This is a genomic window from Nocardioides hwasunensis (assembly GCF_014779665.1).
Lineage (GTDB): Bacteria > Actinomycetota > Actinomycetes > Propionibacteriales > Nocardioidaceae > Nocardioides > Nocardioides hwasunensis.
In genome coordinates this window covers 429,221-454,197 of the sequence record NZ_JACXYY010000004.1, presented here as the reverse complement: position 1 = coordinate 454,197, position 24,977 = coordinate 429,221, and the positions used below count along the sequence as shown (strand labels likewise).

Sequence of the window (24,977 nt, the reverse complement as noted above, 5' to 3'; positions counted from 1 at the left end):
CGACATCCCCGACCCGACGAGGTCCTCTCCGACCGAGGACGTGACGGAGACCGAGACGCCGGAGCCCGAGGCGGAGAGTCCGGAGGACTTCATCCGGCGCTGGCAAGCCGCAGCCGACAGCATGGTCGTGACTGGCGACGCTTCGACGTTTCTTGCTATCTCGAAAGGCTGCCAGGCGTGCAGGACCTACGCACAACAGGTCCTCGACGTTTACGCGGACGGCGGGGCAGTCGACTTCGAAGGCTCGGAGGTGCTGGACATGGTTCGGGACTCAGCTGAGCCTCCGACGTATGTAGTAGATGTGCGGGCTGCGCGGTTGCGCATCGTCACCCCGGGGGAGCCGGATCAGACCTTTCCCGCGGCCACCCAGCGTTATCGGATGATTCTGCGGGCAAAGGCAGGCAGCTTCATCATGCGCAACTACGCGGTGATCTGATGCAGCGACTGGTCGTTGTCTCCATCTTCAGCCTCCTAGGTCTGGGGGCGGGCCCTATCGCCCAGTCAAGTGCAGCTGATCCAGCCTCGTGCATCCAAGTGACTTGGCAGGCGGTGGCATCTGACTGTTCTTGGTCGTATTCCGAGTACTCGTCTGCTGCCAGTTCAGGCGACGGACACACCTGGGTCGTCAACATCCAGTGCGGCAACGGTGGAATCTGCACGGAGTACGTCGAGTGCATCGAGAACGGTCAGACGGGCTTCGTCCACGACGTCTACATGGACGGCACCGACGTCGGCGACGTCTGCGTGCCGGAGGAAGAGGTCGAGCAGATCGACATCGGCGCCCTGGCGATTGAGGAGTTCAAGCGGATCGCCTGGCCCGAGTCGGCACTCGTCGTCCAGCCGCCAGACGGCAAGACGCTGGTGAACTTCAAGACGAACTTCTACACGCTCGACAACAAGACGGTGTCCCAGAGCCTGACCATCGTCGGTCGGTCGGTGACGATCCGCGCGACGCCGACGACGTACGCCTTCCACTTCGGTGATGGCGACAGCACCTCGACCGCCAGCCCCGGCCGGCCGCACCCTGACCTCGACGTCACCCACGAGTACGCACGCAAGGGCGACGTGGTCGTCAGTCTCGACACGACCTACACCGGCGAGTACCGCATCGGGAACGGCGACTGGGTCTCCATCCCCGACGCGCTCACCGTCCCGGGCGCGGGCCTTGACCTGCAGGTCGTCGAGGCGCTCCCACAGCTCGTCCTGCGATGACAGTGGAGTCCCCGAGTCACCAGATGGCTCAGAGGCTCCGCCATCTGAAGACGATGGCGGCTAGGTCGAGGATCGCTCGCAGCATCGACGAGCAGACCTCGACCTAGCGAGCCGCGCGCTTCCCGCCGACCGGGCGAGGCGGCCGGTCCGGGGAGTCCGAGGACCCGGTGGAGGGCGCCGAGGTGATGCCCAGCGCCCGCACGAGCCGCGCGACCAGCAGCAGGCCGACGAAGAGGCAGGCGATCGCGCCGAGGCAGGCCAGGGCCATGAACGACCAGGCCGACGAGCTGCCCCCGCGGGCCGCCGTACCGAAGTCGATGGCGGCGTAGACGAGGTAGCCCCAGGCGATCACGCAGACCGTGATCGCAGCTCCGAGCAGGAGCGCGGCTCGGTTCAGGCTGCGGGGCGCCGGAGTGCCGCGACGCGACGCTGCTCTCTTCCCCGTGGCCACGGGATCATTGTGGCGGATGTGGCCTGAGTGGGACACCGGAACGGGCCACAATTCGATCTCGACACGCCGCTCTCGGTGGGTCCCGAAGGCCGCTGACCTGCACGTTTGAGGGTCCTGCCAAATTGATCGGCCGGGCTGCCGCATTCGCTTGCCAACGGTTGTGGTCGGGGCGTACGGTTACCACTACATCTAGTACTTACACCGCTGTAGTTATCCACATCTGGTGCACAAGCTAGAGGCCGAAGCGCACAGCCTGAGGGCAGTTCTCCACAGGAACATCCCCAGGCGACACCCTGTTGAGAGGGGTGTGTGAAGCGTGCCCTGACGACGCGAGAGGAGGACCAGCATGCACTGTCCCTACTGCAAGAACGAGGACACCAAGGTCCTCGATTCCCGCGTCGCCGACGACGGTGGCTCGATCCGTCGCCGACGCAGCTGCGCGCAGTGCGACCGCCGCTTCACCACGGTGGAGAAGATGCAGCTCACGGTGCTCAAGCGCTCCGGCGCGACCGAGCCGTTCAACCGCGACAAGGCGATCGCCGGCGTCCGCAAGGCCTGCAAGGGCCGTCCGGTCACCGACGCCCAGCTCGCCTGCCTCGGCCAGGAGGTCGAGGACGCCCTGCGCCTGAGCGGTCAGGCCGAGTTCGACGCCAACAACGTCGGCCTCGCGATCCTGGCGCCGCTGCGCGCCCTCGACGAGGTGGCCTATCTCCGGTTCGCCTCCGTCTACCGCGCGTTCGAGTCGGTCGACGACTTCGACGCCGAGATCAAGATGCTGCGGCTCGAACGAGCCGCGGACGATCAGCCCGTCACGTCGGGCTGACCCACGATCGGCCCGGCAGGGAGTGGGGAAGCTGCCTGCCGGGCCTACCAAGCAGCCGCGAGAAGACTCGCGAAGTTGAAGAAGAACTAGGGAACCAGGAGCCCACATGACCGAGACGGTGAGCACCCGCGGCAAGGCGGCCAAGGGCAAGGGCCTCAAGCTGGAGCGCGTCTTCAGCACCGAGGGCACGCATCCCTACGACGCGATCACGTGGGAGCGTCGCGACGTCGTCCAGCAGAACTGGAAGACGGGCGAGACCGTGTTCGAGCAGCGTGGCGTGGAGTACCCCGACTTCTGGTCGGTGAACGCCTCGACCATCGTCACGACCAAGTACTTCCGCGGCGCGGTCGGCACCGAGGCCCGCGAGTGGAGCCTCAAGCAGCTGATCGACCGGATCGTGAAGACGTACACGAAGGCGGGCGCCGACCACGGCTACTTCGCCTCCGGCGCCGACGCCGAGATCTTCGAGCACGAGCTGACCTGGCTCCTGGTCAACCAGTACTTCTCCTTCAACAGCCCCGTGTGGTTCAACGTCGGCACCGCCTCGCCGCAGCAGGTCTCGGCCTGCTTCATCCTCTCGGTCGACGACTCGATGGACTCGATCCTCAACTGGTACAAGGAGGAGGGCTTCATCTTCAAGGGCGGCTCCGGTGCCGGCCTCAACCTCTCCCGCATCCGCTCGTCCAAGGAGCTGCTCTCCAGCGGCGGTACGGCGTCGGGCCCGGTCTCCTTCATGCGCGGCGCCGACGCCTCCGCCGGCACCATCAAGTCGGGCGGCGCGACGCGTCGTGCGGCCAAGATGGTCGTCCTCGACGTCGACCACCCCGACATCGAGGAGTTCGTGATGACGAAGGCGAAGGAGGAGGACAAGATCCGCGCCCTCCGCGACGCCGGGTTCGACATGGACCTCGGTGGCGCCGACATCACCTCCGTGCAGTACCAGAACGCCAACAACTCCGTGCGCGTCAACGACGAGTTCATGCGCGCCGTCGAGGACGGCACCGAGTTCGGCCTGCGTGCGCGCGGCACCGGCGAGGTCATCGAGACCGTCGACGCCCGGGGCCTGTTCCGCAAGATCAGCGAGGCCGCTTGGGCCTGCGCCGACCCGGGCCTGCAGTACGACGACACGATCAACGACTGGCACACCAACCCCGAGACCGGTCGCATCACCGCGTCCAACCCCTGCTCGGAATACATGTCGCTCGACAACTCGTCCTGCAACCTCGCGAGCCTCAACCTGCTGAAGTTCCTCAAGGACGACGACACCTTCGACGCCGCCCTGTTCGCCAAGGCCGTCGAGTTCATCATCACCGCGATGGACATCTCGATCTGCTTCGCCGACTTCCCGACCGAGGCGATCGGCGACACCACCCGCGACTACCGCCAGCTCGGCATCGGCTACGCCAACCTCGGCGCGCTGCTCATGGCGATGGGCCTGGGCTACGACTCCGAGGGTGGCCGCTCGATGGCCGCCGCGATCACCTCGCTCATGACCGGTACGTCCTACCGGCGCAGCGCCGAGCTCGCCGGGATCGTCGGCCCGTATGCCGGTTACGCCCGCAACGCCGAGGCCCACAAGCGCGTGATGCGCAAGCACCAGGCCGCCAACGACGTCGTGCGCGTGCTGCACACCGAGGACGGACGCACCCACAAGCTCGCCACCCAGGCGTGGGCCGACGTGGTCAAGCTGGGCGAGAAGTTCGGCTTCCGCAACGCGCAGGCCTCCGTGCTCGCGCCGACCGGCACCATCGGCTTCATGATGGACTGCGACACCACCGGCATCGAGCCCGACTTCTCGCTGGTGAAGTTCAAGAAGCTCGTCGGCGGCGGCTCCATGCAGATCGTCAACCAGACGATCCCGCGGGCCCTGAAGAAGATGGGCTACCAGCCCGAGCAGATCGAGGCGATCGTCGCCTACATCGCCGAGCACGGCCACGTCATCGACGCCCCGTCGCTCAAGCTCGAGCACTACGAGATCTTCGACACCGCCATGGGCGCGCGCTCGCTCAAGCCGATGGGCCACGTGCGGATGATGGCTGCCGCGCAGCCGTTCCTCTCCGGCGCGATCTCCAAGACGGTCAACCTGCCCGAGTCGGCCACGGTCGAGGAGATCGAGGACGTCTACCTACAGTCGTGGAAGCTCGGCCTCAAGGCGACCGCGATCTACCGCGACAACTGCAAGGTCGGCCAGCCCCTGTCCGACGGTGGCGGCAAGGCCAAGAAGGACGCCGCCGACAAGGCTGCGGCCGACTCGGCCGTCGAGACCAAGGTCGTCGAGAAGGTCGTCTACGCCCCGGTCCGCAAGCGCCTGCCGAAGTCGCGCGTCTCCCGCACCACGTCGTTCACCGTCGGCGGTGCCGAGGGCTACATGACCTCCGGCGCCCACGAGGACGGCCAGCTCGGCGAGGTGTTCCTCAAGCTCGGCAAGCAGGGCTCGACCCTCGCCGGCGTGATGGACGCCTTCTCGATCGCGGTGTCGATCGGCCTGCAGTACGGCGTCCCGCTGGAGACCTACGTCTCGAAGTTCACCAACCTGCGCTTCGAGCCCGCCGGCCTCACCGACGACCCGGACGTCCGCATGGCGCAGTCGCTCATGGACTACGTGTGGCGTCGCCTGGCCCTGGACTACCTGTCCTTCGAGGAGCGCTCGGCCCTCGGCATCTACTCGGCCGACGAGCGCCAGCGTCACCTCGAGACGGGCTCCTACGAGCCGCTCGTGGAGGAGACCGGCAACGCCTCCGAGCTCGTCGAGCTCGCCGCGCCGGTCGAGTCCGTCGAGACCAGGGACGCAGACATCGTCGAGGCCTCCGCCAAGCCGGCCCCGGCCGAGGCGAAGACCACCGCCGAGCTCTTCGAGCAGCTCACCGGCACGGCCGTCGACTCGCCGCTCTGCATGACCTGCGGCACGAAGATGCGGCCTGCTGGCTCGTGCTACGTGTGCGAGGGCTGCGGAAGCACCAGCGGCTGCAGCTGATCTGAGAAACACGTCGAAGGCCCGTCCCGATCTGGGGCGGGCCTTTCGTCTCATGCCTGGAGGTTCAGTCCGCCTCGTGACGTCGCAGGGCGGATCGGCATCTGCCGGGCAGTCACAAGTCAATCTTGACGACGTACGCATCGTGGTCGGAGAGCCGCTTACTGCCGGACGCCGCGACGACCCGTGCCGCGGTAGCGGACAACCCTGTCGGCACGGCGATGTGGTCGATGCTCAACAGGTGATCGAGTGCGTGCGGTAGCTCGGTGGTCGGGACGTCGAGCTCCAGCTCGTCCAGCGCCGCGAGGACCGACTCCCGACCGGCCTTCGACCCGGCGGACTCCCTTCCGACCAGCGCGTGATTCCAGTCACCACCCCACACCAGAGTGTCGGCAGCACGGAGGCGAAGGAGCAGGTCATCGATCGCGTGAGCCGTCTTGGTCGCATGCCGGTCGCCGACCCAAGGGGGGGCCGAGCGCGCGCCCTTCCACGGCAGGATCGAGCTCACGAGCGTGAGCCCACCGACCTGCACCTGCGCGCTCGCGGCGTGCGGGTCAGGGCACGACGACATCGGCAGTCGGCTGGCAACGCCTGCCCATCGACGCCGTGCTGTCATCCGTGCCTGGGACAGGTGCAACGCATGGCCGGCCAGACTGGTCCGTTCGCTCACCTCGGTGAGCAGCCAGACGTCGCAGTCGGCCTCCTCCATCAGTGAGAGGTGATCGCTCGACCACCGGCCAGCGAGATTCCAGGTTCCGATCCGCACGGAAGGATCCTCACAGGTCGCGAAGCTGGGTAGTGGGTCACGCGGTGGTCCGAAAGTCTGCTCCTCGCTGGATCCGCAGACACGTTGAGGCTCCGAGTGGTGAAGTTTGCGGTTGCTGTGACCATCCATTCGATCGGAGTCTCCACCGTGCCGCACCTGGGCTCGTCCCGCGCCTCTTCCCATGGCCGTTCGGCGAGAGCTATGACTTGTGCCGCTGCCGTGCTGGTCGTTCTTCTCCTCCCTCTCGTCTCCGTGCCTGCCGTTGCTGCGCCTGCGGAGGAAGGGGCGGTCGTGCGTGTGGTGGATGGAGACACGATCGTGGCGTCGGTCGGCGTGACGCAGGAGCGGGTGCGATTTCTGAACATCGACACTCCTGAGGTTGGGACCTGCATGGCAGCCCAGGCCACCGCCCACACCCGGCGCGCACTGCCGAGCGGGCAGGTCATCGCGTTGCGATACGACCGAGAGCTCCGCGATCCATATGACCGGCTGCTTGCCCTGGTGAAACCAGATGGCGGGGAGTGGCTGTCTGTGTCCCTCGCTGAGCGCGGACTCGGATTTCCCCTGAGCATCGCACCCAACGGCACCTACTACGGACGAGTCGCCAGCGCGGCCGCAAAGGCGAAGCGTGCAGGTGTCGGCATGTTCAGCCCACGGCGCTCATGCACCCCGGTGTCCCGTGTGCGCCGGGCCGACGCGATGGTGTCGCAGGCCCAGTCGATGCCCGTGCGCTCCCGTGCCCAGTACGACTCCGCGAACAGGAAGCTCAACCAGGCTGTCGCGCTCATCACCGCAGCGTCGGCGGCTCGCTACGGGATCAAGTCCGGCTTCTTCACCACCTACACCAAGACCCTCCGGGCACCTGCCCTCCGCCGGGTGAAGTCAGTGCGAGCATCGAAGACGCGCCAGTGGAACATCATCCGCAACCAGTCAGGAGGCAACAGCGGAGACAACAGTGGCGGTTCGAGCACGAACAGTGGTGGCAGTTGGTGGCCGCCGGGCGTCCCGCACAGCTACACCGGTCCGCGCTGCTATCGCCCGGGCGGCGTGATCTGGTACCCCTGCTGACGCTTGAGCATGCGCCGCGCGGCCTTCATCCTTTGGGATCGTTCCGCTGATTCGCTGGCGAGCTGAGTGAGTCGAGGCCTACCCTCACCGCCGGGGGTGGTCGAGATGGCATCGGCAGGAGAGTCCGCGTACGAGATGGCGCGGCGACAGCGCGAGCAGGCCGAGCGGCTGCAACGGTCCGCCGCGCTCTGGGAGCGTGGCGCCGACGGTGAGGCCGCGGTGGCACGGGCGCTCGAGGCGCTGCCCGAGGGATGGGTCGTCCTGCACGACCTTGCCTGGCCGTGCCGGCAGCGCGCCAACCTCGACCACGTCGTGGTCGGGCCAAGTGGCGTGTTCGTCGTGGACGCCAAGAACTGGTCGGGCCGGATCGAGGTCCGCGACCAGGTGCTGCGCCAGAACGGTCGTCAGCGCGAGCAGACCGTCTCCTCGGTGACGGCAGCGGCGATCGCCGTCGGAGAGCTCGTCGAGCCTGTTCCCTGCGTCGGTGTCCTGTGCTTCGTGCGGGACGAGCCTGTGGCGACGAAGTCGTGGAGCGTCGAGGTCTGCTCGACCGCCACGCTGACCACCATGCTGACGGCGCGCCCGCACCTGCTCGGCGACGACGATGTACGCCGCTGCGCCGAGGCGATCGCGGCAGGCGCTGTTCGGCACCCGGTCGCGGCAGTGCCGAAGACAGCCGCCCAGCGGAGGGCAGGACGTTCGCCCAAGCGTCGGCGTAGCAATCCTCTTGCCGGCCTGGCAGTGGCCGCCGCCCTGATGGTCGCGCTCCTGACCGGTGGCTTCGAGAAGGCGACGGGATGGCTCAGCGAACAGGTCTCGGCCGTGATCGTCCCGCCATCACCCGCCGAGCCGGCACAGACCAAGCCGGCCAGGGAGCAGCGGCAGCAGCAGAAGGAGGAGCGACGGGAGGGTCAGGGTCGGTCGTAGAGTCCGGGTCGACCCGGTTCCGCCGTTCGCCGGACAGGACGATGCCACTCGACGCATGCTGGCCCCTCGTCGCTCAAGGGGGATCCACCATGCGCAAGAAGTACGTCGGCGCCATCGCCAGCGTCGTCCTCGGAGCACCTGTCCTGGTGCTGACCGTTCCGGCTGAGGCAGCCGTGCCGTCGCAGTGGCAGAACTGCACGACCGTCAACCAGCGCCTGCCGCACGGCGTCGGTCGGGCCAACGCCCGCGACCGTACGTCCGGCACGCCGGTCACCAACTTCCGCCGTGACACCGCGCTCTACAACACCGCGATGCGCGCCAACCGCGGGCTCGACCGCGACGGCGACGGGATCGCGTGCGAGAAGGCCTGACCTGACCGACGCCACACGTGTCCGTGAAGTGGCCCTCACAACGTGCGATCTAGGGCGACATCTCGGACACGTGTGGAGCGGCGGGGACGCCACGGGTCAGAGCGTGTCACCGATCAGCCGGAGCACCGCGGCCTGGGCGTCGTTGAGGCGCCGGTCGAGGTCGACGGCGGGCACGTCCTGCTCGCGCAGCCGACGGAGCCGTCCGCCCATCGCCGTGTCGGCGTGCTGCGTCAGCGACGGGCCGAACGCGGCGACGAAGGCCCCCGCGACCTCGCGGACGTCGGCCTCGGAGGCGTCCGAAGGCAGTGCCTCGAAGCGGGCGGCGAAGTCGTCGTACTCCCCGCGGCTGCGTACGTCGTTGAGCACCGCTGCGAGCTCGTGCAGGTCCTCGGGCGTCCCACCGGCCTCGTAGAGGCGGGCCAGCAGGACCGAGGCGTCGTGCTCGAGGTCGGCGAGACCCGACTCCTCCACCCCGCCCACCGCCTCGAGGAACTCGGCCAGCGCCGGAGTCAGGTCCGGCCGCGCGCGGGAGGTGCGCAGCTCGCTCACCCGCCGCAGCTGGCCCTCGAGGTGCGCGATGCGCTCGCGCAGCTGGGTCTCGAGGTCGGCGAGCAGGCCCGCGCTGGCGGTGTCGGCGGGATCGTCGAGGACGGCGGCCATCCGCTCGAGGGGTACGCCGAGCTCGGCGAGCGTCCGGATGCGGAGGAGCCGGGCGACGTGCGAGAGCTCGTAGGTGCGATAGCCGTTCGTGCCGCGGCCGGGCTCGGGGAGCACGCCGACCTGGTGGTAGTGCCGGAGCGTGCGGACCGAGACGCCGGCGAGCTCGGCGACCTCCTTGCTCCTCATGCCACGAGCTCCGGGGACTGCGAAGACTCCGGCGAGGAGAGGTCGCGCAGCGAGGGGAGGAACAGGGCGGCGACGGCCACGACGGCCCACAGCCCGCCGATCGCGAGGCCGGCCGCCCCCAGCGAGACCTGGTCGACGAGGACGGCGGTCGCGAGGATGCCGAGGGACGGCGCCACGGTGAGCAGGGCGTTCTGGGTGCCGGTCACCCGACCGCGCAGCTGCTCGGGGATGCGCTCGGTCATGAGGACGCCGAGCACGGTGCTCACCATGCCCCCGAACGTACCGACGATCGCGGCTCCGCCGAAGACCAGCCACACCGCCGGCAGGGAGCCGATCACGAGCAGCCCGGCCGCGGAGCCGAGCAGGCCGACGACCAGCCAGACCCGTCGCGACAGCCGTGTGCCGACGGCGGCGTACACGCCCGCGCCGACCAGCATGCCGACGGCCAGCGAGCTGAGGACGAGGCCGAGCCGCCCCTCGTCGCCCGTGATCGTGAAGTGCACCGGGAGCAGGAGGCCCTGCACGGCCGCGAGGCAGGACGCGAGGACCAGCGTGAGCACCGTGACGGTCAGCAGGAAGGGGCTGCGCAGGAAGAGGAGCGACCACCCCTCGGCCAGGTGGGCCAGCACCGCGCGCGGCGACGACCCGACCGGCGACACCTCGATGACGCCGACGTCGCGAGGCAGGACGAGGGTGATGAGCGCGGCCACCAGGGACATGGTGGCGGTCGCCCAGAGTGCCTCGGTCTCGTCCAGCGCGGTGACCAGGCCGGCAGCGATCGCCGGGCCGACGATCATCGTGATCGCGGCCGTTCCCTCGCGGAGCCCGACCAGCCGGTCCACGGACCACGAGCTGCGACGCGCGACGGGCAGGAGGAGCGCTTCGCGGGCGGTCAGCCCAGGCACGTCGCCGAACGACCCGAGGATGCCGAACAGCACGAACCAGCCGAGTCCGAGATCGGTGAACAGCGCGGTGATCGGCAGCGCCGCGACGGCCGCGCCCGAGATGACGTCGGTCAGCACGGACACCCAGCGTCGGTCGTACCGGTCCACGACGCTGCCCATGAACAACCCGGCCACGAACGCCGGGAGCGCGGTGGCGGCGGCGACGAGCCCGGCGTCGAGCGCGCTTCCGGTGGTCTGCAGCACGACGAGCGGCAGGACGACAGCCGCGACCGAGTTGCCGAGGAAGGAGATCCCGTAGGACGTGAGGTAGGCGAGCACCGAGCGGTTCATGCGCCCAGTCGAAACCATGACGCTACGTCGGACTCAAGCCGAGGCGACCACGTAGGCGTCGTGGTCCGAGAGCCGCTTGCCGTCGTACGACGCCTCGATCCGCGTGGCGACCGCACTCGAACCACGCGGCACGGCGATGTGGTCGATGCTGACCAGGCCGTCGATCACGTGCTCCGTCTCGTCGACGTGATGCGCACCGGCCCACGGCGACCGCGAGCCGCAACCCTTCCACGGCAAGATCGAGCTGACGTACGTCGTCGTGCCGATCCTCGCGGTCGGGCGACTGGCGTCGATGCTCGTGGATGCGCACGCAGCGGCACTCCGCGACCTCGAGCTCCTGCTTCCCTCGCCTGACGACGTGCTGGTTCTCGACGAGATGGACGCCGAGCTGGGGACTCCCGACGAGGACGCCAGGGCTCGTGCTGAGCGGGTGCTCGACGTGCTCGGCCGATGAGCGGAGTCAGCCTCGACGCGGGCGCTCTCGTCGCGACCGAGCGGGGTGATGCGAACGTTCGCGCGTTGCTGCGAGAGGCGGTACGACGCGGACTGGAGGTGCACGTCGTCCCTGAGGTCGTCGCTCAGGTCTGGCGCGGCGGTCCGCGACAGGCGCGACTTGCTGCGCTGCTCGCGGCGCGCGGGGTCGAGACGCCGGCGTACGACGTCCACGCCGCGCGCGAAGTGGGCCGGCTCTGCGGAGCCTCGGCCACTTCGGACGTGGTCGACGCGCACGTCGTGTGGCACGCCCGCCTTCACGGACATCTCGTCGTGACGTCCGACGCAGGCGACCTGCTGGCGATCGACCCTGACCTGCGAGTCGTCGGGGTGTAGCCGACGAGTTCGGAGCGGCACGGCTGTGGTCCTGTGCGAACCCGGCCCGGACGTGGGTGGCAGCGTGCGTGGATCCCGAGGCGCTGTCTGAGCGTGAACGAACGTTCTCGTTCGGCGCCGAAGTGGCGCGGACGAGCCGCTAGGACCACTGCCGACGCATGACCGTGGTCGCGGCGAACGGATCCTCGCCCGACACCGCGGCCACGACACCGGCGCCGTCGGGGTGCGCGGTCGCCAGCAGCCGCCCCTCGCCGACCCACGGGCGCCACGCGTCGAGGTAGTGGCCGGCGAGGGCGGCGTTGCGGCCGAGGACACCGGGGACCGGGTGCCAAGCCTCGCCGGACGGGCTGGCGGTGGCCAGTGCCGACCGGGCGCCGGCACGGGTGCGGATGCGGCGGCCCGGGTGCGCGAGCCGGGCATCGGTCCACCGCGACACGAGGTAGCGAGGAGCACCGACCGGTGCGATGGCCTCGTCGAAGGCGGCCGCGAACACGTCGGCGTCGGCCTCGGAGCCGACGAGTCGGAAGCGGTACTCCCCGTCCGGGTGGACGTCGGCGGCGAGGGCCGATGCCCCCACGCCGGTGAGGCCGGCGGCGAGGAGGGCGTCCGCGACGGCGGCGGCGACGGCCTCGAGCGGTGGTACGCCGGACGTGAGGGCGAGCTGCGAATGCACCCACTCAGTGAGCATCTCCGCGTTCCGGTGACCGGCCAGGACGGCCCCGCCGACGGCCAGGACGCCGAGCGCGCCGGCGCCCACCAGTGTCCCCACGCCCGGGAGCGCAGCGGCGAGACCGCCGGCCCCGGCCGTGCCGGCGGCCAGGGAGAGCGGCGTACGCCAGCTGGTGTCCGCGACCTCGACGTCGGTCGCCAGACCGTCCGCTGTCAGCCGCCACGTCGGCGCGGCCGGGACGAGGGCGATGACCTCGTCCGGTCGCACGGCGACCGGAGAGGTGGCGCGGCGGACGCGCAGGGATGCCAAGGTGATGTCCTCGTAGGGCTCGCCGACCGCCCACAGGTCGCGGATCGCGTCGCGGTCGGCCGCCGCGACGAGCATCCGCGCGTTGTAGCCGTCGAACGAGGCGACCGGCGGGGGAGCGAAGGGGGAGAAGGACGCGTCGATGTGGGCGACCCCGTCCACGATGTCGCCGTCGGCGTCGACCCCGTGGAACCCCTGGTGCTTGCGGACCAGCCGGAACCAGTCGTTGTCGCCCTTCGGGTGCGCCTCCGACACGCACACCACCGTCCAGTTGGTGGCCACCTTCTCCGGCCACGTCGGGTCGGTGCGCAGCGCCCGCCCCCGCGTCTGGACGACCGCCGTCAGCGTCGTGGCGGTGGTGAGGTCGATCAGGGTGGAGACGCCGCGGGCATTCCACCCCTCGCCGAGCAGGCCACGGGTGCCGACGAGGACCTGCGTGCCACCGGACTCGAAGAAGGCGGTGACGTGGCCGACCCAGGTGCGCGAGCTCCACCCGGCCGTGCACGTCGCCACCGGACCCTCGCCCGGCTCGACGACCAGCCGACTCCCGAGATCGGGGTCGCGCGTCGTGACGAAGGCGACGAGCTCGCGCAACGTCGCCCCGGATCCCGCGACGACCGACCCCGTCACCAGCATCGGGCGCAGCAGCGCGGTGTCCGGGGACGACAGGAGCGCCTCCAGAGATGCGAGCGCCGAGCCGGCCTCCGCGTCCTGCACCCCGTCGAGGGTGATCGGCACGGTCGCCGACGCGCGCTCGTGGTCGCACAGCACGAGGACGCGGGTGCGTACGCCGATGGCCGCGTGCTCCGCGGCGATGATCTCGACGGCCGCGCCCGGCTTGGCATACGACCGGGCCAGCACCCGGTCGACCGTGGACCGCCCACGACGTACGCCTCGACGGGTCCACGCGTAGCCGACCGACGGCAGTGCTGCCTTCACCGTCGCGAGCACCTCCGCGTCCCGCGCGTCGGAGGAGACGGCGACGTGGTGCAGGAGCCAGTCGCCGAGGAGGCCGACCCAGTCCTCGGCGGACGGAGGGTGGCGGTGCTCCTCGCGCAGCCGCGCGCCGACGGGCAGCTCGAGCAAGCCTGCGTGGTGCATGCGCAGGGCGGCGTCGCACAGGTCGGGCTCCCGCTCGGCGAGCGCCGCCCACGTGGTGGTGCCCGGGACCGGATCGACGTAGCGCGCGGTGAGCCACTCGTAGAACCCGACCGATCCGAAGCCCGGGGTGGTGAGCAAGGTGGTGAGCTCGGTGAAGCGGAGCGCCTCGCCGGTGAGCCAGTCCTCCTCGGTCGGGGTCGGCGTGGTCAGCCACACGAGCTCCTCGAACGGCGCGAGGTGGCCCTCCTTGACGACCGCCGGCACGGACACGCGGTAGCGGATGCTCCCGAAGAGCTCGTCGACCAGGGCGCGCTGCTCGCCCGTGAGGCTCTCGGGCGGGGTGGCGGTGAGGGCCAGGACGTGAGCGCTGTCCACGGCGTCGAGCAGCTCGGCCAGCAGCCGACCCCACACCTCCATCAGGTGGTGGCACTCGTCGAGGACCAGCGTCAGGTCGGGCTCGCTCCGGATCCGGTCGAAGAGCGCCACGCCGTTGGGGTGCAGCCGGTCGACGACCGCAGCCGCGTCCTCGCTGGCCTCGGAGTCGAAGACGGCGAGGGACTGGTAGGTCAGGCAGCTGACGGCGCCGGTCAGGGACGTGTCGTCGTCCGCGTCGAGACCCATCGCGCGCGCCTCGGCGATCCACTGGGACTGGATGGCGGTGTTGGGGGCGAGCACGACGGCCTTCGCGTCCGGGTCGACCCGGAGCCGGCCGGCGACCGCCTCGAGGCCCACGCGGGTCTTGCCCGCACCCGGCGGCAGGACGACCCACGCCCGCGGGCGGTCCGAGCCGTCCCACGCACGCGCGAGCGCCTCGAGCGCCTCACGCTGGTGGATGCGCAGCGCCGGCGGACTGCTGATCGTCACCCTGCCCCCTCGCCCTGCGTGCCGGCGGAATCGTCGCACGTCGCGCCACGCCCCGGCCGTTCGGCGTAGGGTTTACTCATGCAGGTAACACGGTCGCCCGCGTCCGAGTCGCGACGGGCACAGATCCTCGATGCGACCATCGCCGTGGTCGCCGAGGAGGGATTCGCGCGCGCCACCTTCGCGCGCATCGCCGCACGCGGCGGCCTGTCCAGCACCCGGCTGATCAGCTATCACTTCGCCGGCAAGGGCGAGCTCGTCGCGGCACTGGTCGAGCACGTCGTCACGGGCATCGGGGCGCACGTCGGCGAACGGGTGACGGCCGCGTCGACCGCGCGCGGGCGGCTCGCGGCATACATCGAGGGCGTCGTGTCCTACGCCGACGCCCACCGGGCACCGATGACGGCGCTGCTCCGGGTGGCGATGGCCGGCGCCGGCGGCGCGTCGATGCAGGACGCCGGCGATCTCAGCCACCTCGAGCGGATCCTGCGCGAGGGCCAGGAGGCCGGCGAGATGCGCGACTTCGACGCCAGCATCCTGGCGACGACCGTGCAGCGCGCCGTCGAGGTCGTGCCGTTCCGGTTGCAGGCCGAGTCCGACCTCGACTGCCGGGCGTACGCCGCCGAGCTCGTCGAGCTGTTCGACCGTGCGACGAGGGCCGAGGCGTGAGCCTCCTGCGGCCGGTGATCGGCATCGCCGGCTCCACCGGGCTGTACTACCTGCTGCGACACCTCGGCGTCAGCGTGTACGCCGCGCTGGTCGTCGGCGCCGTGGTGTGGCTGCTGCCGGCGTGCGTCTCGCTGCTGCGCGGGCAGCGGCCCGGCGGGCTCGAGGCGTTCTTCACCGTGCTGCTCTTCGCGAGCTTCGCCGTCGCGCTGCTGCCCGGCGACGAGCGGTTCCTGCTGGCCAAGGACGCGGTGGTCACCGGCGGCGTCGGCTTCTGGTTCCTCGCCAGCCTCCGCTGGTCCGACCGTCCGCTGGCCTACCAGTTCGCGAAGCCGATGGTCGAGGGCCGTGGTGCCTGGGTCGGCGACTGGGAGCGGCGCTGGCGCGAGGACGCCTGGTTCCGCAGGATGTGGAAGACCTCGTCCGTGTGGTGGGCAGCCGGCACGCTGCTCGACGCGGTCGCGCGGGTCGTGCTGGCCTACACCCTTCCCGCCGACGTCGTGCCCGGCCTGAACCTCGCGATGTACGTCGTCACGCTGGTCGTGGTCAACGTCGTGACGACCGTCGTCTACGTCCGTGCCGGAGCGATCCGAGGGCGACGACGCGTCGGGTCCTGACCTCAGGACCGGTCGAGGTCGATCACCAGGTCCGCCGCGTCCCTCGTCGCCGCCACGAGCCGTGCGTTGGCCTCGTCGCTGCGCGACACCCACTCGCGCGCCGCGGCCGGCGACTTGCCGAACTGCTCGTGCCGACGCACCAACCGTTCGCGTCGGAGGTCGTCGTCGACGGACACGAACCACACCTCGGTCAGCAGCGGACGTACGTGTTTCCACCCGCCGTCGGGCAGCAGCAGGTAGTTGCCCTCCGTCAGCACGAGCCGCGCGGACGGTGGGATCGCGAGGGCAGCGGCGACCGGCTGCTCGAGCCCACGCTCGAAGCCCGGGACGTAGAGCGTCCGGTCAGGGGCGTCGTGGAGGCGCTGGAGGGCCGAGACGTAGCCGTCGACGTCGAAGGTGTCCGGCGCCCCCTTGCGGTCGCGGCGTCCGAGCCGGTCGAGCTGGACGTCGGCGAGGTGGAAGCCGTCCATCGGCAGGTGCCCCGGGGCAGACCCGAGGCGCTCCAGCAGCGACGTCGTCAGCGTCGTCTTGCCCGCACCCGGTGGCCCGGTGATGCCGAGCACCACCCGGCCGGGACGGGAGAGCAGGGCGCCGAGCCGGTCGAGCAGCGGCTCCAGGGAGGCGACAGGGGTGCTCACGGCTGCGATCGTAGGGCCATGGCTGGTCTCGAGGCGGTCCTCCGTCCCTACGTCGATTCCGGAGCGATCCCCGGGCTGGTCGCGCTGGTGGCCCGCGGGGGCGAGGTCGAGGTCGTGGCGCTGGGCAGCCAGGGCACGAGCGGAGTGCCGATGCGACGTGACTCGATCGCGCGCGGCGCGTCGATCACCAAGCCGCTGATGGCGGCTCTGGCGATGATCCTCGTCGAGGACGGGCGCCTCGACCTCGACGCCCCGGTCGACGACCTCCTGCCCGAGCTCGCCGAGCCCAGGGTGCTGCGGACGCCGACGAGCGAGCTCGACGACACCGTCGCGGCCGATCGCCCGATCACCGCCCGCCACCTGCTGACGTCGACGTCCGGGCACGGGTTCACCACCGTCGACTGCCCGGTCGTGCCGCTGCTGATCGAGCGGCTGCACCAGGCCTCGATGGAGCTCGACCGGGTGCCGGCGCCCGACGAGTGGATGCGCCGCCTCTCCGGCATCCCGCTGATCCACCAGCCCGGCGACGGCTGGACCTACAACGCGTCCTACGACGTGCTCGGCGTCCTGCTGGCGCGCGTGGCCGGGCAGGACCTCGCGACCCTGATGGCCGAGCGGCTGCTCGACCCGCTCGGGATGGTCGACTCCGGCTTCCGCGTCCCGGCCGGGAAGCGCGACCGGTTCACCACGCTTCACGGCCACGACGACCGTGGCGACCTCACCGTCAGCGACGAGCCCGACGGCAGCTTCGCCGAGCCGCCGGCCTTCGCCTCGGGCGCCGGCGGGATCGTGACCACCGTCGACGACATGCTGGCGTTCGGCCGGATGCTGCTCGCCGGGGGAGGCGACCTGCTGAGCCCGGAGTCGGTCGTCTCGATGACGACCGACCACACCACCGCGCGGCAGCGGGAGATGGGCGGCTTCTTCCTCGACGGCCAGGGATGGGGCTACGGCGGCGGGGTCGACACCTCGGCCCGCGAGCCGTGGAACGTCGTCGGCCGCTACGGATGGGTCGGCGGCACCGGCACGTCGGCGTACGTCGTCCCGCGCGACGGGTCGGTCGACGTGCTGCTCACCCAGGTGGAGCTCGGCGGACCTGACTCGAACGCCGTGCTCGAGGCGTTCTGGACCTACGCGGCCACGGCCTGAGGCGCCAGCCACCCGGAAGGACGTGGTGCCGCCTGCTCGCGTCGCTACCGTGGACGGCATGAGCGACGAGACGAAGCAGGCAGCGATCGAGGCGGCGCAGGCCGTGGTCGACCAGGTGAGCTCCTACCAGTACAGCGCCGAGGACGCCACCATCGCCGACCAGCTCGACGAGGGGCTGCGCAAGGCGCAGGTCTCGCTCAGCGACGACGAGCGTGCCCGCGTCCTCGACGAGATCGACGGCATGAAGGACGAGCAGTCGAGCGCACCCCAGGTCCGCTCCGCCGAGCCGGTGGAGTGACGACATGGACGTCCGCGGACTGCTGACCGAGGGCTTCGGGCGGATCACCGAGCTCTACGCCGGCACCGCCGAGGGGCTCGACCAGGAGGCCCTGAGCCACCGGCCGGGCGGCACTGGCAACCCCATCGGCTGGCTGCTGTGGCACCTCGCGCGGGTGCAGGACGACCACGTCGCCGACCTCGCCGGTCAGCCGCAGGTCTGGAAGAGGTTCCAGGAGCGGTTCGGCCTGCCCAACGGCACCGACGACATCGGCTACGGCCACAGCAGCGAGCAGGTCGACGCGATCCGGATCGAGGACCCCGACCTGCTGGTGGAGTACCACCACGAGGTGACCCTGGCCACGGCTCGCTACCTCGAGACCGTCGACGAGGCCGAGCTCGAGCGGGAGGTCGACCAGGACTGGGACCCGCCCGTCACCGCCGGCCAGCGGCTCGTCAGCATCCAGGGCGACTGCCTCCAGCACCTCGGCCAGGCGGCCTACGTCAAGGGTCTGCTCGAGGCCTGATCCCGTCCGCGCACGCGGTTTCAGCACCGACCCACCGGGTAGGAAGGTCGCGCCACACCGGCGACGACGGAGCGAGACTGGGACATGCAGACCAAGCGGGCCGTGACCACGGCCATGGCCCTGGCCGTCGTGCTGCTGGCTCCGGGTTGCGGGGGCGGCGACGACGGGTCTGTCGGTGACCTCGTCGGCGGAAGCCTGGGCGAGGTCGAGGGCATCGAGCACGTCGTCGTGGTGCCGAACGGTCCGCTGACGATCGTCGTCGGTGAGGCGAAGGGCCTCCTCACCGGCTCCGAGGCTGCCGACGGTCGCGAGCACGTCGCGCCCGAGGGGACCGAGTGGGTGCCCCTCGACTGGCGGCTCGGCATCGACGACGACCTCGACCCCCTGCAGCGGACGCTGATGGGGGACCCGTCCCAGCGCACCACCCTCGAGCTGGTCGCCGGCGTCGTCACCACCACGCTCGGTGACGCACCCGGTTCCACGTCGACGCCGGCCGAGAGCCGCACCGGCGGGCCGGTGTACGTCATCGTCGCGACCGACTCGGCCCGGGTCGTCGAGGTGACCTTCGACGGCGTGACCGCCAGTCTCGACCTCGGCACGGGCCAGGTGGCCGGCGAACGGGCCGAGGCGCTCACCGACCTGGCCCCGCCGGTCTCGGCGGTCTGCCCGCCCCTCGCCGGCAAACGGGTCACGGCGGACGTCGCGTGCACCTACACGGTGGCCACGGTCCCCTACCTCAGCGGCGAGGGTTGGGCCGAGGACGGCTGGACGGTGGGCCAGGTCGAGACCCGGATCGACTCGTTCGAGCGCGCCGGGGCGACGTACGACGTCCGCGCGGCGACGGACTCCTCGGGGTTCGACGGATCGACGACCGGGTCGACCGTCGTCGACGAACGCCTGACCAGCCTCGTCACGCGCTTCTTCGTCGACGGCACGCCGACCAGGCTCGACATCGCCCGCACGCTGACCGGCCTGCGAGCCGACGGCCGCGGGCCGGAGGACGCGACCGCCGAGCTGAGCACCACTGTGGAGCTCGACTGAGCGACCGTTCGGACTAGTCCGAAGTGGCCATTGTGCCGCCCCGATCGCTACGCCTACCGTGCGGACGCTGGCTGACCGGTCGGCACTGGGACACACCCCGACTCGGAGTGCCGCACGTGAATCGACCCTTCCTGCTGCCTGCTCGCACCCGCGCGCGATCAGCGACTCGCAGGTCCATCTCGGCCGCCGTGGTCGTGACGCTCGCCGCCACCGCTCAGGTGGGCTTCGCCGCGGAGCGCGCCGCGGCAGCTGTCACCTACGTCGTCACCACCACGGCCGACTCCGGCGCCGGCGCTGGCGCGTGCGGGAACTCGTCGACGACGGCACCGGCCGCGGTGACGCTTCGCGAGGCCACGTGCCTGGCCAACAACGCCGCGAGCTCCGGCAACCCCGTGACGGTCACCGTGCCTGCCGGCACCTACACCCTCGCCAACGGCGAGCTCGCGCTCGGCCGACGCAGCGGCCAGGCGATCACCCTCGCCGGCTCGGGATCCGCGAGCACGATCATCGACGCCGACGGCGTGAGCCGGGTCCTCAGCATCGACCCCGACGTCGTCGGAGGCGTCAGCGTGACGCTCAGTGGGTTGACCGTGAGATCGGGCACCGACGCCGTCGACGGCTTCGGAGGCGCCGGCATCATCGCCGGGTCCGGCAACGCGACGACCCTCGACGACCTCACGCTCGACGACGTGAGGGTCACCGCCAACCAAGCCGGCGCGAACGGCGCGACCAGCGCCGACCGGCCGGGCGGGGGTCTGCAGTTCATCGGCGGTCGACTCACGGTGCGCAACTCGACCTTCGCCAGCAACCAGACCCGCAGCAGCGACGGCTCGGCGATCCTGTACGCCGCCCAGGGCGCGACGAGCGGCGAGTCGCTCACGATCACCGGATCGAGGTTCGACCAGAACACGACCTCCAACTCCCGCAGCGGCGCCTCCTCGCTCAGCGGCGGCGCGCTGGCCGTCCGGGGCCCGGCAACCGCCAGCGTGAGCGGCTCCGTGTTCACGAGCAACACCGCGGCCCAGCTGGCCAGCGGCCCGGCTGCGGGTGGAGCCATCCTCGCCCGGGGCGGCACCCTGGACGTCCAGCGCTCGGTCTTCCGGGACAACCGCGTGACCTCCTCCAGCGCGGGGGGAGCGGTGCACGTCACCTCCACCGTCACGTCGGCAACCGTGCGGTTCAACCGGTTCGTCGGCAACTCGAGCGACGGTGGCGCCGGAGCGTTCGCCGTGTCGTCGGCGGCCAGCACCCTCACTGACAACTGGTTCGGCTGCAACGCCGGCCCGAACGGCGGCAGCGGCTGCGACACCACGTCCGGTGGTACGCCGACGCCGTACCTGCAGCTGAGGGCGACCGCCTCGCCCGCGACCGTCTCCGGACCCAATGCCACCTCCACCATCGCCGCCCGGCTCACCCCGGACAGCGCCGGCAACGCGATCGCGCCGGCCGACCTCGCAGCGTTCTCGGGTGCACCGGTCGTCTTCTCCGACCCGACGGGCGATGCCACGGTCGGCGGCTCGGCGGGCAACAAGACCGTCACCATCAGCGGTGGCGAGGCCAGCACCAGCTACCAGTCCGGCACCGTGACCGGCACCAGCCAGGTCGAGGCCAGCCTCGACAACGCGACGTCGACCGCCACCGTCACCGTCAACCAGCCCCCAGCGATCACCACCAACCCGAGCGACCTGACGGTCGCGCCGGGTGCGACCGCGACCTTCACGGCGGCGGCCACCGGGGCACCGACTCCCACGGTGCAGTGGCAGCGGTCCACCGACGGCGGGACGACCTTCACCAGCATCTCGGGAGCGACGTCGACGGCGTACTCCTTCACCGCCGCGACCGGCGACGACAACCACCGCTACCGAGCTGTCTTCACCAGCTCCGCCGGCACCGCCACCACCACGGCCGCCCTTCTGCGGGTGCGGACCGCCCCCGCGATCACGAGTGCCAGCTCCACCACCTTCGCTCGTGGATCGGCCGGCTCCTTCCAGGTCACGGCGTCGGGAAGCCCGGCCGCGACCTTCATCGCGACCGGAACCCTGCCCGCGGGTGTGAGCCTCACCTCGGCCGGTCTGCTGTCCGGCACGCCGACCCAGTCCGGTGTCTTCCCCTTCGAGATCACGGCCACCAACGGCGTCAACCCGGACGCGACCCAGGAGTTCACCCTCACCGTGACAGCGCCTCCTGCGGTCACCTCGAACCCCGGCGACCAGGTGGCCGCACCAGGTGCCACGGTGACCTTCACCGCCGCCGCGTCGGGTGTGCCGGGCCCGACCGTGCAGTGGCAGCGCTCGATCGACGGGGCCACGTTCGCCAACGTCGCGGGAGCCACGAGCCCGTCGTACGCGTTCACCGCCTCGCTCGGTGACAACGGGAACCTCTACCGCGCCGTCTTCACCAACACTCGTGGCACGGCCACGACCACGGCCGCCCGGCTGTCGGTTCGCTCCGCGCCGGCGTTCACCAGCTCCGACAGCGTGACCTTCGTGGCCGGCACGGCCGGCAGCCACACGATCACGACGTCCGGGCAGCCCGCTGCCACCGTCACGACCACCTCCACGCTCCCTGCCTGGCTCACGCTCACCCCCGGCTCCGGCGGCACCGCGACCCTGTCCGGCACGCCTCCGCTGGGCTCCGGCGGCGTCAGCACGATCACCCTGAGGGCCTCCAACGGGGTGAACCCCGACGCCACCCAGACCCTGACGCTGCGGATCGACGAGGCCCCCTCGGTCGTGTCCGGGCCGGACGACCTCACGGTCGTCGCCGGTGACACGGCGACGCTGTCGGTCCAGGCGCGCGGCTACCCTGCGCCGTCCTACCAGTGGCAGCGCGACACCGGCTCCGGGTTCGCGCCCGTCGCGGGCGCCACCGAGGCGTCGTACGCCGTCACGGCCCGCGCCGGTGACGACGGCGCTCGCTACCGCGTGACACTGACGAACTCGGTCGGGCAGTCGGTCAGCCGCGTCGCGATCCTGACCGTCAACGCGCCCCCGACCTTCACCAGCGCCGCGACCACCACCTTCACCAGGCTCGACGCGAGCACGTTCCAGGTCCGGGCCACTGGCAAGCCGGCGCCGACGTTCACCACGACCGGACCCTTGCCCTCCGGAGTCGCCCTCGCCCCCAACGGGGTCCTCTCCGGCACCCCGACGGAGGACGGCGCCTTCGCGTTCACCATCGTCGCGACCAACGGCATCGGCGCAGACGCCACACAGCAGTTCACCCTCAGGGTCGAGTCCTCCCCACGTCTCACCGCGCAGCCCGAGGATCAGACGGTCGAGCCAGGAGACACCGCGTCCTTCACCGCCACCGCCGCCGGCTTCCCCGCTCCGAGCGTGCAGTGGCAGCGCAGCACCGGCGGCGCCTTCACCGACATCCAGGGCGCCACCTCCGCGACGTACTCCCTCACGGCCGCAGCCGCGGACAACGGCTCCAGCTATCGCGCCGTGTTCGACAACGGCTCGGGCGCCACGGCCACCTCGCGCGCGGCCCGGCTGCGTGTCGGCGCCGCTCCGACGTTCACCAGCGCAGCCGGCACGCGGTTCGTCCTCGGTGACGACGACTGGTTCACGGTGCGAGCCTCCGGTCCGCCGACCCCCTCGCTGGCCCTCGTCGGCACGCTGCCCGACGGTGTCACCTTCGTCGACAACGCAGACGGCACGGCGACCCTGTCCGGCACAGCGCGCGAGAGCGGCCCGTACGCGTTGCGGATCGTCGCTGACAACGGCTTCGGCACTCGTGAGCAGGTCTTCACCCTCCAGGTGGATGCTCCGCCCACCATCACCAACCGTGACGCAGCGACCTTCACGGCACTGACCGCGGGTTCCTTCACCTTCACCGCCACCCGCGGCCACCCTGCACCGACGGCCTGGACAGTCGCTGGTGCGCTGCCCGGCGGAGTGCGGTTCACCGACGGCGGCGACGGATCGGCGACGCTTTCCGGGACCCCTGCCGCCGGCACGACCGGGACCTACACGTTGACCGTGAGCGCCAGCAGCGGCGGCTCGGCCCCCGCGGCCCGACAGACCTTCACCCTGTCGGTCGTCAAGGCGCAGCAGACGATCACGGTCACGAGCGCGACGCCTGTCGGTGCGGCGGTCGGCGGCACCTACCAGCCGCGCGCCACCAGCGACTCCGGCCTCGAAGTGGCGATCAGCATCGACCCGGCCTCCACCGCGTGCAGCCTGTCGAGTGGCACGGTGCGGTTCGACCGAGCCGGCACCTGTGTCGTCGGCTTCGGCCAGGACGGCGACGCCGACCACCGAGCCGCACCTCAGGTGCAGCAGTCGTTCGTGGTCGCTGCAGCGGCCACCGCGACCACCGTGAGCACCGCGCCCTCGCCGTCGGTCCACGGTCAGGAGATCACGGGGTCGGCCCGGATCAGCTCGACCTTCGGCGCCCCCGCAGGCACTGTGCAGTTCAGCCTGGACGGCGCTCCCTTCGGCGCCCCGATCGTGGTGGTCGACGGCACGGCATCGGCCGGCGTCCTGACCGGCCCGAGCGGCGCGACCCTCCCCGCTGGGGCGCACGAGCTCTCCGCCGTCTTCACCCCGGCGGACGCGAAGGCACAGGCCCCGTCGTCGGGCACGACGACCCACGTGGTCGACCGGGCCGCCACCACGACGAGGCTCGACGTCCGTGCCGATCGCCTCGTCGCGACTGTTGCGACGGCGCCGCCCGCCCGCGGTGTCGCTACCGGAGACGTGCTCTTCGCGGTCGGCGGCCACCCGATCGGCAGTGCGTCGCTCGTCGACGGCGTCGCCACGCTCGCCCAGACCGTGCCCACCGGTCGCGCCCAGCAGGTGTCGGCGTCGTACGCCGGGGACGGCAACCACACCGGGTCGTCGGCGTCCACCAGCCGTCTGGACCCGGTCATCACCGCGGCGGTGACGAGCAAGAAGCCCCGAAGCCGGTCGGGCTGGTATCGCACCCCCGTGACGATCACCTTCACCTGCACCCCGAAGGGCGCTCCGCTGGCCGAGCCGTGCCCGGCACCGGTGAGGCTCACCGGCAACGGAGCCGGCCGGTCCGTCACCCGCACGGTGTCAGCCACCGACGGTGGTGTCGCCACGGTCGTCGTCAGCGGGATCGACATCGACCGCGTCAGGCCCACGGTGCGCATCGCCGGTGTCCGCGACGGTGCGACGTACGCCGGAGGAGTTCCGCGCGCCCGGTGCGTCGCTCGCGACCGGGTCTCCGGCATCGCCTCGTGCCGCATCACGACGAGGAAGCGGGGTGACCGCGTCGTCGTCACCGCGACCGCGGTCGACGAGGCCGGCAACCGCCGGCGCACGTCGGTGTCGGTGCGTACGCTCTCGGTCTATCTCGAGGCGCCCAGCAGCAACGGCGCGTACGACGTCGAGCTGGGTCGGACCTACACGCTCGTGGTCGCCGGCTCGTCGGTGCGTCCGGTCTACTACGACGCCGAGATCGCCCCTCGGCGTCCCCACCGGCGCTCGCTCGCGCTGCGTCCAGCCGGCCCTGGCCGGTGGACGATCGGCGTGACCATGGATCGCGGGCTCTCCGGCCACCGGCTGTGGAACCTGGGCGTCAAGGTCGGCCCCACCATGCGGCTGGTCAAGGTCCGCGTCTCGTGACCGACCACCCGACCCGCACCTCGAGAGGAG

23 protein-coding genes are annotated in these 24,977 nt (G+C 71.0%); 16 read left to right on the top strand and 7 right to left on the bottom strand.

Annotated elements, in window-relative coordinates:
* The first annotated feature begins 40 nt into the window (after positions 1 to 40).
* Both IEZ25_RS12075 and IEZ25_RS12070 read left to right on the top strand, forming a co-directional pair.
* Positions 41 to 436, top strand: a complete 396-nt coding sequence (locus IEZ25_RS12075; RefSeq protein ID WP_191199662.1) for a hypothetical protein — start codon at positions 41 to 43, stop codon at positions 434 to 436.
* A complete protein-coding gene (locus tag IEZ25_RS12070) occupies positions 436 to 1,212 on the top strand; it encodes a hypothetical protein (RefSeq protein ID WP_191199661.1) in 777 nt (258 codons plus the stop codon). Before IEZ25_RS12075 ends, IEZ25_RS12070 begins: the two co-directional genes overlap by 1 nt.
* A 103-nt stretch (positions 1,213 to 1,315) precedes the next feature.
* Here the strand turns inward: IEZ25_RS12070 and IEZ25_RS12065 are convergent, their stop codons facing one another.
* Positions 1,316 to 1,663, bottom strand: coding sequence for a hypothetical protein (locus tag IEZ25_RS12065; protein ID WP_191199660.1), 348 nt, complete (start codon positions 1,661 to 1,663; stop codon positions 1,316 to 1,318).
* 346 nt (positions 1,664 to 2,009) lie between these two features.
* On the opposite strand from IEZ25_RS12065, the gene nrdR reads away from it, so the two are divergent.
* Entirely contained in the window at positions 2,010 to 2,486 is a 477-nt protein-coding gene (gene nrdR / locus IEZ25_RS12060) for a transcriptional regulator NrdR (protein ID WP_191199659.1), read from the top strand.
* Positions 2,487 to 2,592: 106 nt separating this feature from the next.
* On the top strand, positions 2,593 to 5,460 hold the full coding sequence (locus IEZ25_RS12055; protein ID WP_191199658.1) for a vitamin B12-dependent ribonucleotide reductase: 2,868 nt from the start codon (positions 2,593 to 2,595) through the stop codon (positions 5,458 to 5,460).
* A 112-nt stretch (positions 5,461 to 5,572) separates the two neighbouring features.
* On the opposite strand, the gene IEZ25_RS12050 is transcribed toward IEZ25_RS12055, so the two are convergent.
* Positions 5,573 to 6,223, bottom strand: coding sequence for an endonuclease/exonuclease/phosphatase family protein (locus IEZ25_RS12050; protein ID WP_191199657.1), 651 nt, complete (start codon positions 6,221 to 6,223; stop codon positions 5,573 to 5,575).
* Positions 6,224 to 6,322: 99 nt separating this feature from the next.
* Between IEZ25_RS12050 and IEZ25_RS12045 the strand changes: the two genes are divergently transcribed.
* From IEZ25_RS12045 to IEZ25_RS12035, 3 genes are all read left to right on the top strand, one after another.
* Positions 6,323 to 7,291, top strand: coding sequence for a thermonuclease family protein (locus IEZ25_RS12045; RefSeq protein ID WP_191199656.1), 969 nt, complete (start codon positions 6,323 to 6,325; stop codon positions 7,289 to 7,291).
* Positions 7,292 to 7,396: 105 nt separating this feature from the next.
* Complete coding sequence (locus IEZ25_RS12040; protein WP_191199655.1) at positions 7,397 to 8,218, top strand: nuclease-related domain-containing protein; 822 nt, start codon at positions 7,397 to 7,399, stop codon at positions 8,216 to 8,218.
* 89 nt (positions 8,219 to 8,307) lie between these two features.
* Positions 8,308 to 8,589, top strand: coding sequence for an excalibur calcium-binding domain-containing protein (locus IEZ25_RS12035; protein ID WP_191199654.1), 282 nt, complete (start codon positions 8,308 to 8,310; stop codon positions 8,587 to 8,589).
* Positions 8,590 to 8,685: 96 nt separating this feature from the next.
* Here IEZ25_RS12035 and IEZ25_RS12030 read toward each other — a convergent pair whose 3' ends face one another.
* From IEZ25_RS12030 to IEZ25_RS21855, 3 genes are read right to left on the bottom strand one after another with little or no spacing between them, the layout of a single operon-like run.
* On the bottom strand, positions 8,686 to 9,435 hold the full coding sequence (locus IEZ25_RS12030; RefSeq protein ID WP_191199653.1) for a MerR family transcriptional regulator: 750 nt from the start codon (positions 9,433 to 9,435) through the stop codon (positions 8,686 to 8,688).
* Positions 9,432 to 10,670 carry an MFS transporter gene (locus IEZ25_RS12025; RefSeq protein ID WP_191199652.1) on the bottom strand — a complete coding sequence of 413 codons (1,239 nt, stop codon included), beginning with the start codon at positions 10,668 to 10,670 and terminating at the stop codon, positions 9,432 to 9,434. The genes IEZ25_RS12030 and IEZ25_RS12025 overlap by 4 nt, the downstream gene beginning before the upstream one ends.
* Positions 10,671 to 10,703: 33 nt before the next feature.
* Entirely contained in the window at positions 10,704 to 10,838 is a 135-nt protein-coding gene (locus IEZ25_RS21855) for a hypothetical protein (protein WP_263575216.1), read from the bottom strand.
* A gap of 91 nt (positions 10,839 to 10,929) precedes the next feature.
* On the opposite strand from IEZ25_RS21855, the gene IEZ25_RS12020 reads away from it, so the two are divergent.
* Positions 10,930 to 11,124, top strand: coding sequence for a hypothetical protein (locus IEZ25_RS12020; RefSeq protein ID WP_191199651.1), 195 nt, complete (start codon positions 10,930 to 10,932; stop codon positions 11,122 to 11,124).
* On the top strand, positions 11,121 to 11,498 hold the full coding sequence (locus tag IEZ25_RS12015; protein WP_191199650.1) for a PIN domain-containing protein: 378 nt from the start codon (positions 11,121 to 11,123) through the stop codon (positions 11,496 to 11,498). The genes IEZ25_RS12020 and IEZ25_RS12015 overlap by 4 nt, the downstream gene beginning before the upstream one ends.
* 139 nt (positions 11,499 to 11,637) lie before the next feature.
* Here the strand turns inward: IEZ25_RS12015 and IEZ25_RS12010 are convergent, their stop codons facing one another.
* Positions 11,638 to 14,439 (bottom strand): DEAD/DEAH box helicase family protein, encoded by a 2,802-nt coding sequence (locus IEZ25_RS12010; RefSeq protein ID WP_318152193.1) that lies wholly within the window; start codon positions 14,437 to 14,439, stop codon positions 11,638 to 11,640.
* A gap of 78 nt (positions 14,440 to 14,517) precedes the next feature.
* Between IEZ25_RS12010 and IEZ25_RS12005 the strand changes: the two genes are divergently transcribed.
* Together IEZ25_RS12005 and IEZ25_RS12000 are read left to right on the top strand one after the other, a co-directional pair.
* A complete protein-coding gene (locus IEZ25_RS12005; protein WP_191199649.1) occupies positions 14,518 to 15,105 on the top strand; it encodes a TetR/AcrR family transcriptional regulator in 588 nt (195 codons plus the stop codon).
* A complete protein-coding gene (locus tag IEZ25_RS12000; protein ID WP_191199648.1) occupies positions 15,102 to 15,719 on the top strand; it encodes a VC0807 family protein in 618 nt (205 codons plus the stop codon). The genes IEZ25_RS12005 and IEZ25_RS12000 overlap by 4 nt, the downstream gene beginning before the upstream one ends.
* A gap of 2 nt (positions 15,720 to 15,721) precedes the next feature.
* Here the strand turns inward: IEZ25_RS12000 and IEZ25_RS11995 are convergent, their stop codons facing one another.
* Complete coding sequence (locus IEZ25_RS11995) at positions 15,722 to 16,357, bottom strand: nucleoside/nucleotide kinase family protein (RefSeq protein ID WP_191199647.1); 636 nt, start codon at positions 16,355 to 16,357, stop codon at positions 15,722 to 15,724.
* 18 nt (positions 16,358 to 16,375) lie between these two features.
* On the opposite strand from IEZ25_RS11995, the gene IEZ25_RS11990 reads away from it, so the two are divergent.
* The 5 genes from IEZ25_RS11990 (at position 16,376) to IEZ25_RS11970 (ending at position 24,947) form a co-directional block, all read left to right on the top strand.
* The gene (locus tag IEZ25_RS11990; RefSeq protein ID WP_191199646.1) at positions 16,376 to 17,506 is read left to right on the top strand and encodes a serine hydrolase domain-containing protein; all 1,131 of its coding nucleotides are present in this window, start codon (positions 16,376 to 16,378) and stop codon (positions 17,504 to 17,506) included.
* A gap of 58 nt (positions 17,507 to 17,564) precedes the next feature.
* Positions 17,565 to 17,804: a hypothetical protein gene (locus IEZ25_RS11985; protein WP_191199645.1), complete on the top strand. Its 240-nt coding sequence runs from the start codon at positions 17,565 to 17,567 to the stop codon at positions 17,802 to 17,804.
* 4 nt (positions 17,805 to 17,808) lie between these two features.
* Positions 17,809 to 18,309, top strand: coding sequence for a mycothiol transferase (locus tag IEZ25_RS11980; protein ID WP_191199644.1), 501 nt, complete (start codon positions 17,809 to 17,811; stop codon positions 18,307 to 18,309).
* A gap of 84 nt (positions 18,310 to 18,393) precedes the next feature.
* Complete coding sequence (locus IEZ25_RS11975) at positions 18,394 to 19,350, top strand: hypothetical protein (RefSeq protein WP_191199643.1); 957 nt, start codon at positions 18,394 to 18,396, stop codon at positions 19,348 to 19,350.
* Positions 19,351 to 19,466: 116 nt separating this feature from the next.
* Positions 19,467 to 24,947, top strand: a complete 5,481-nt coding sequence (locus IEZ25_RS11970) for a beta strand repeat-containing protein (RefSeq protein ID WP_191199642.1) — start codon at positions 19,467 to 19,469, stop codon at positions 24,945 to 24,947.
* The last annotated feature ends 30 nt before the right edge of the window (positions 24,948 to 24,977 follow it).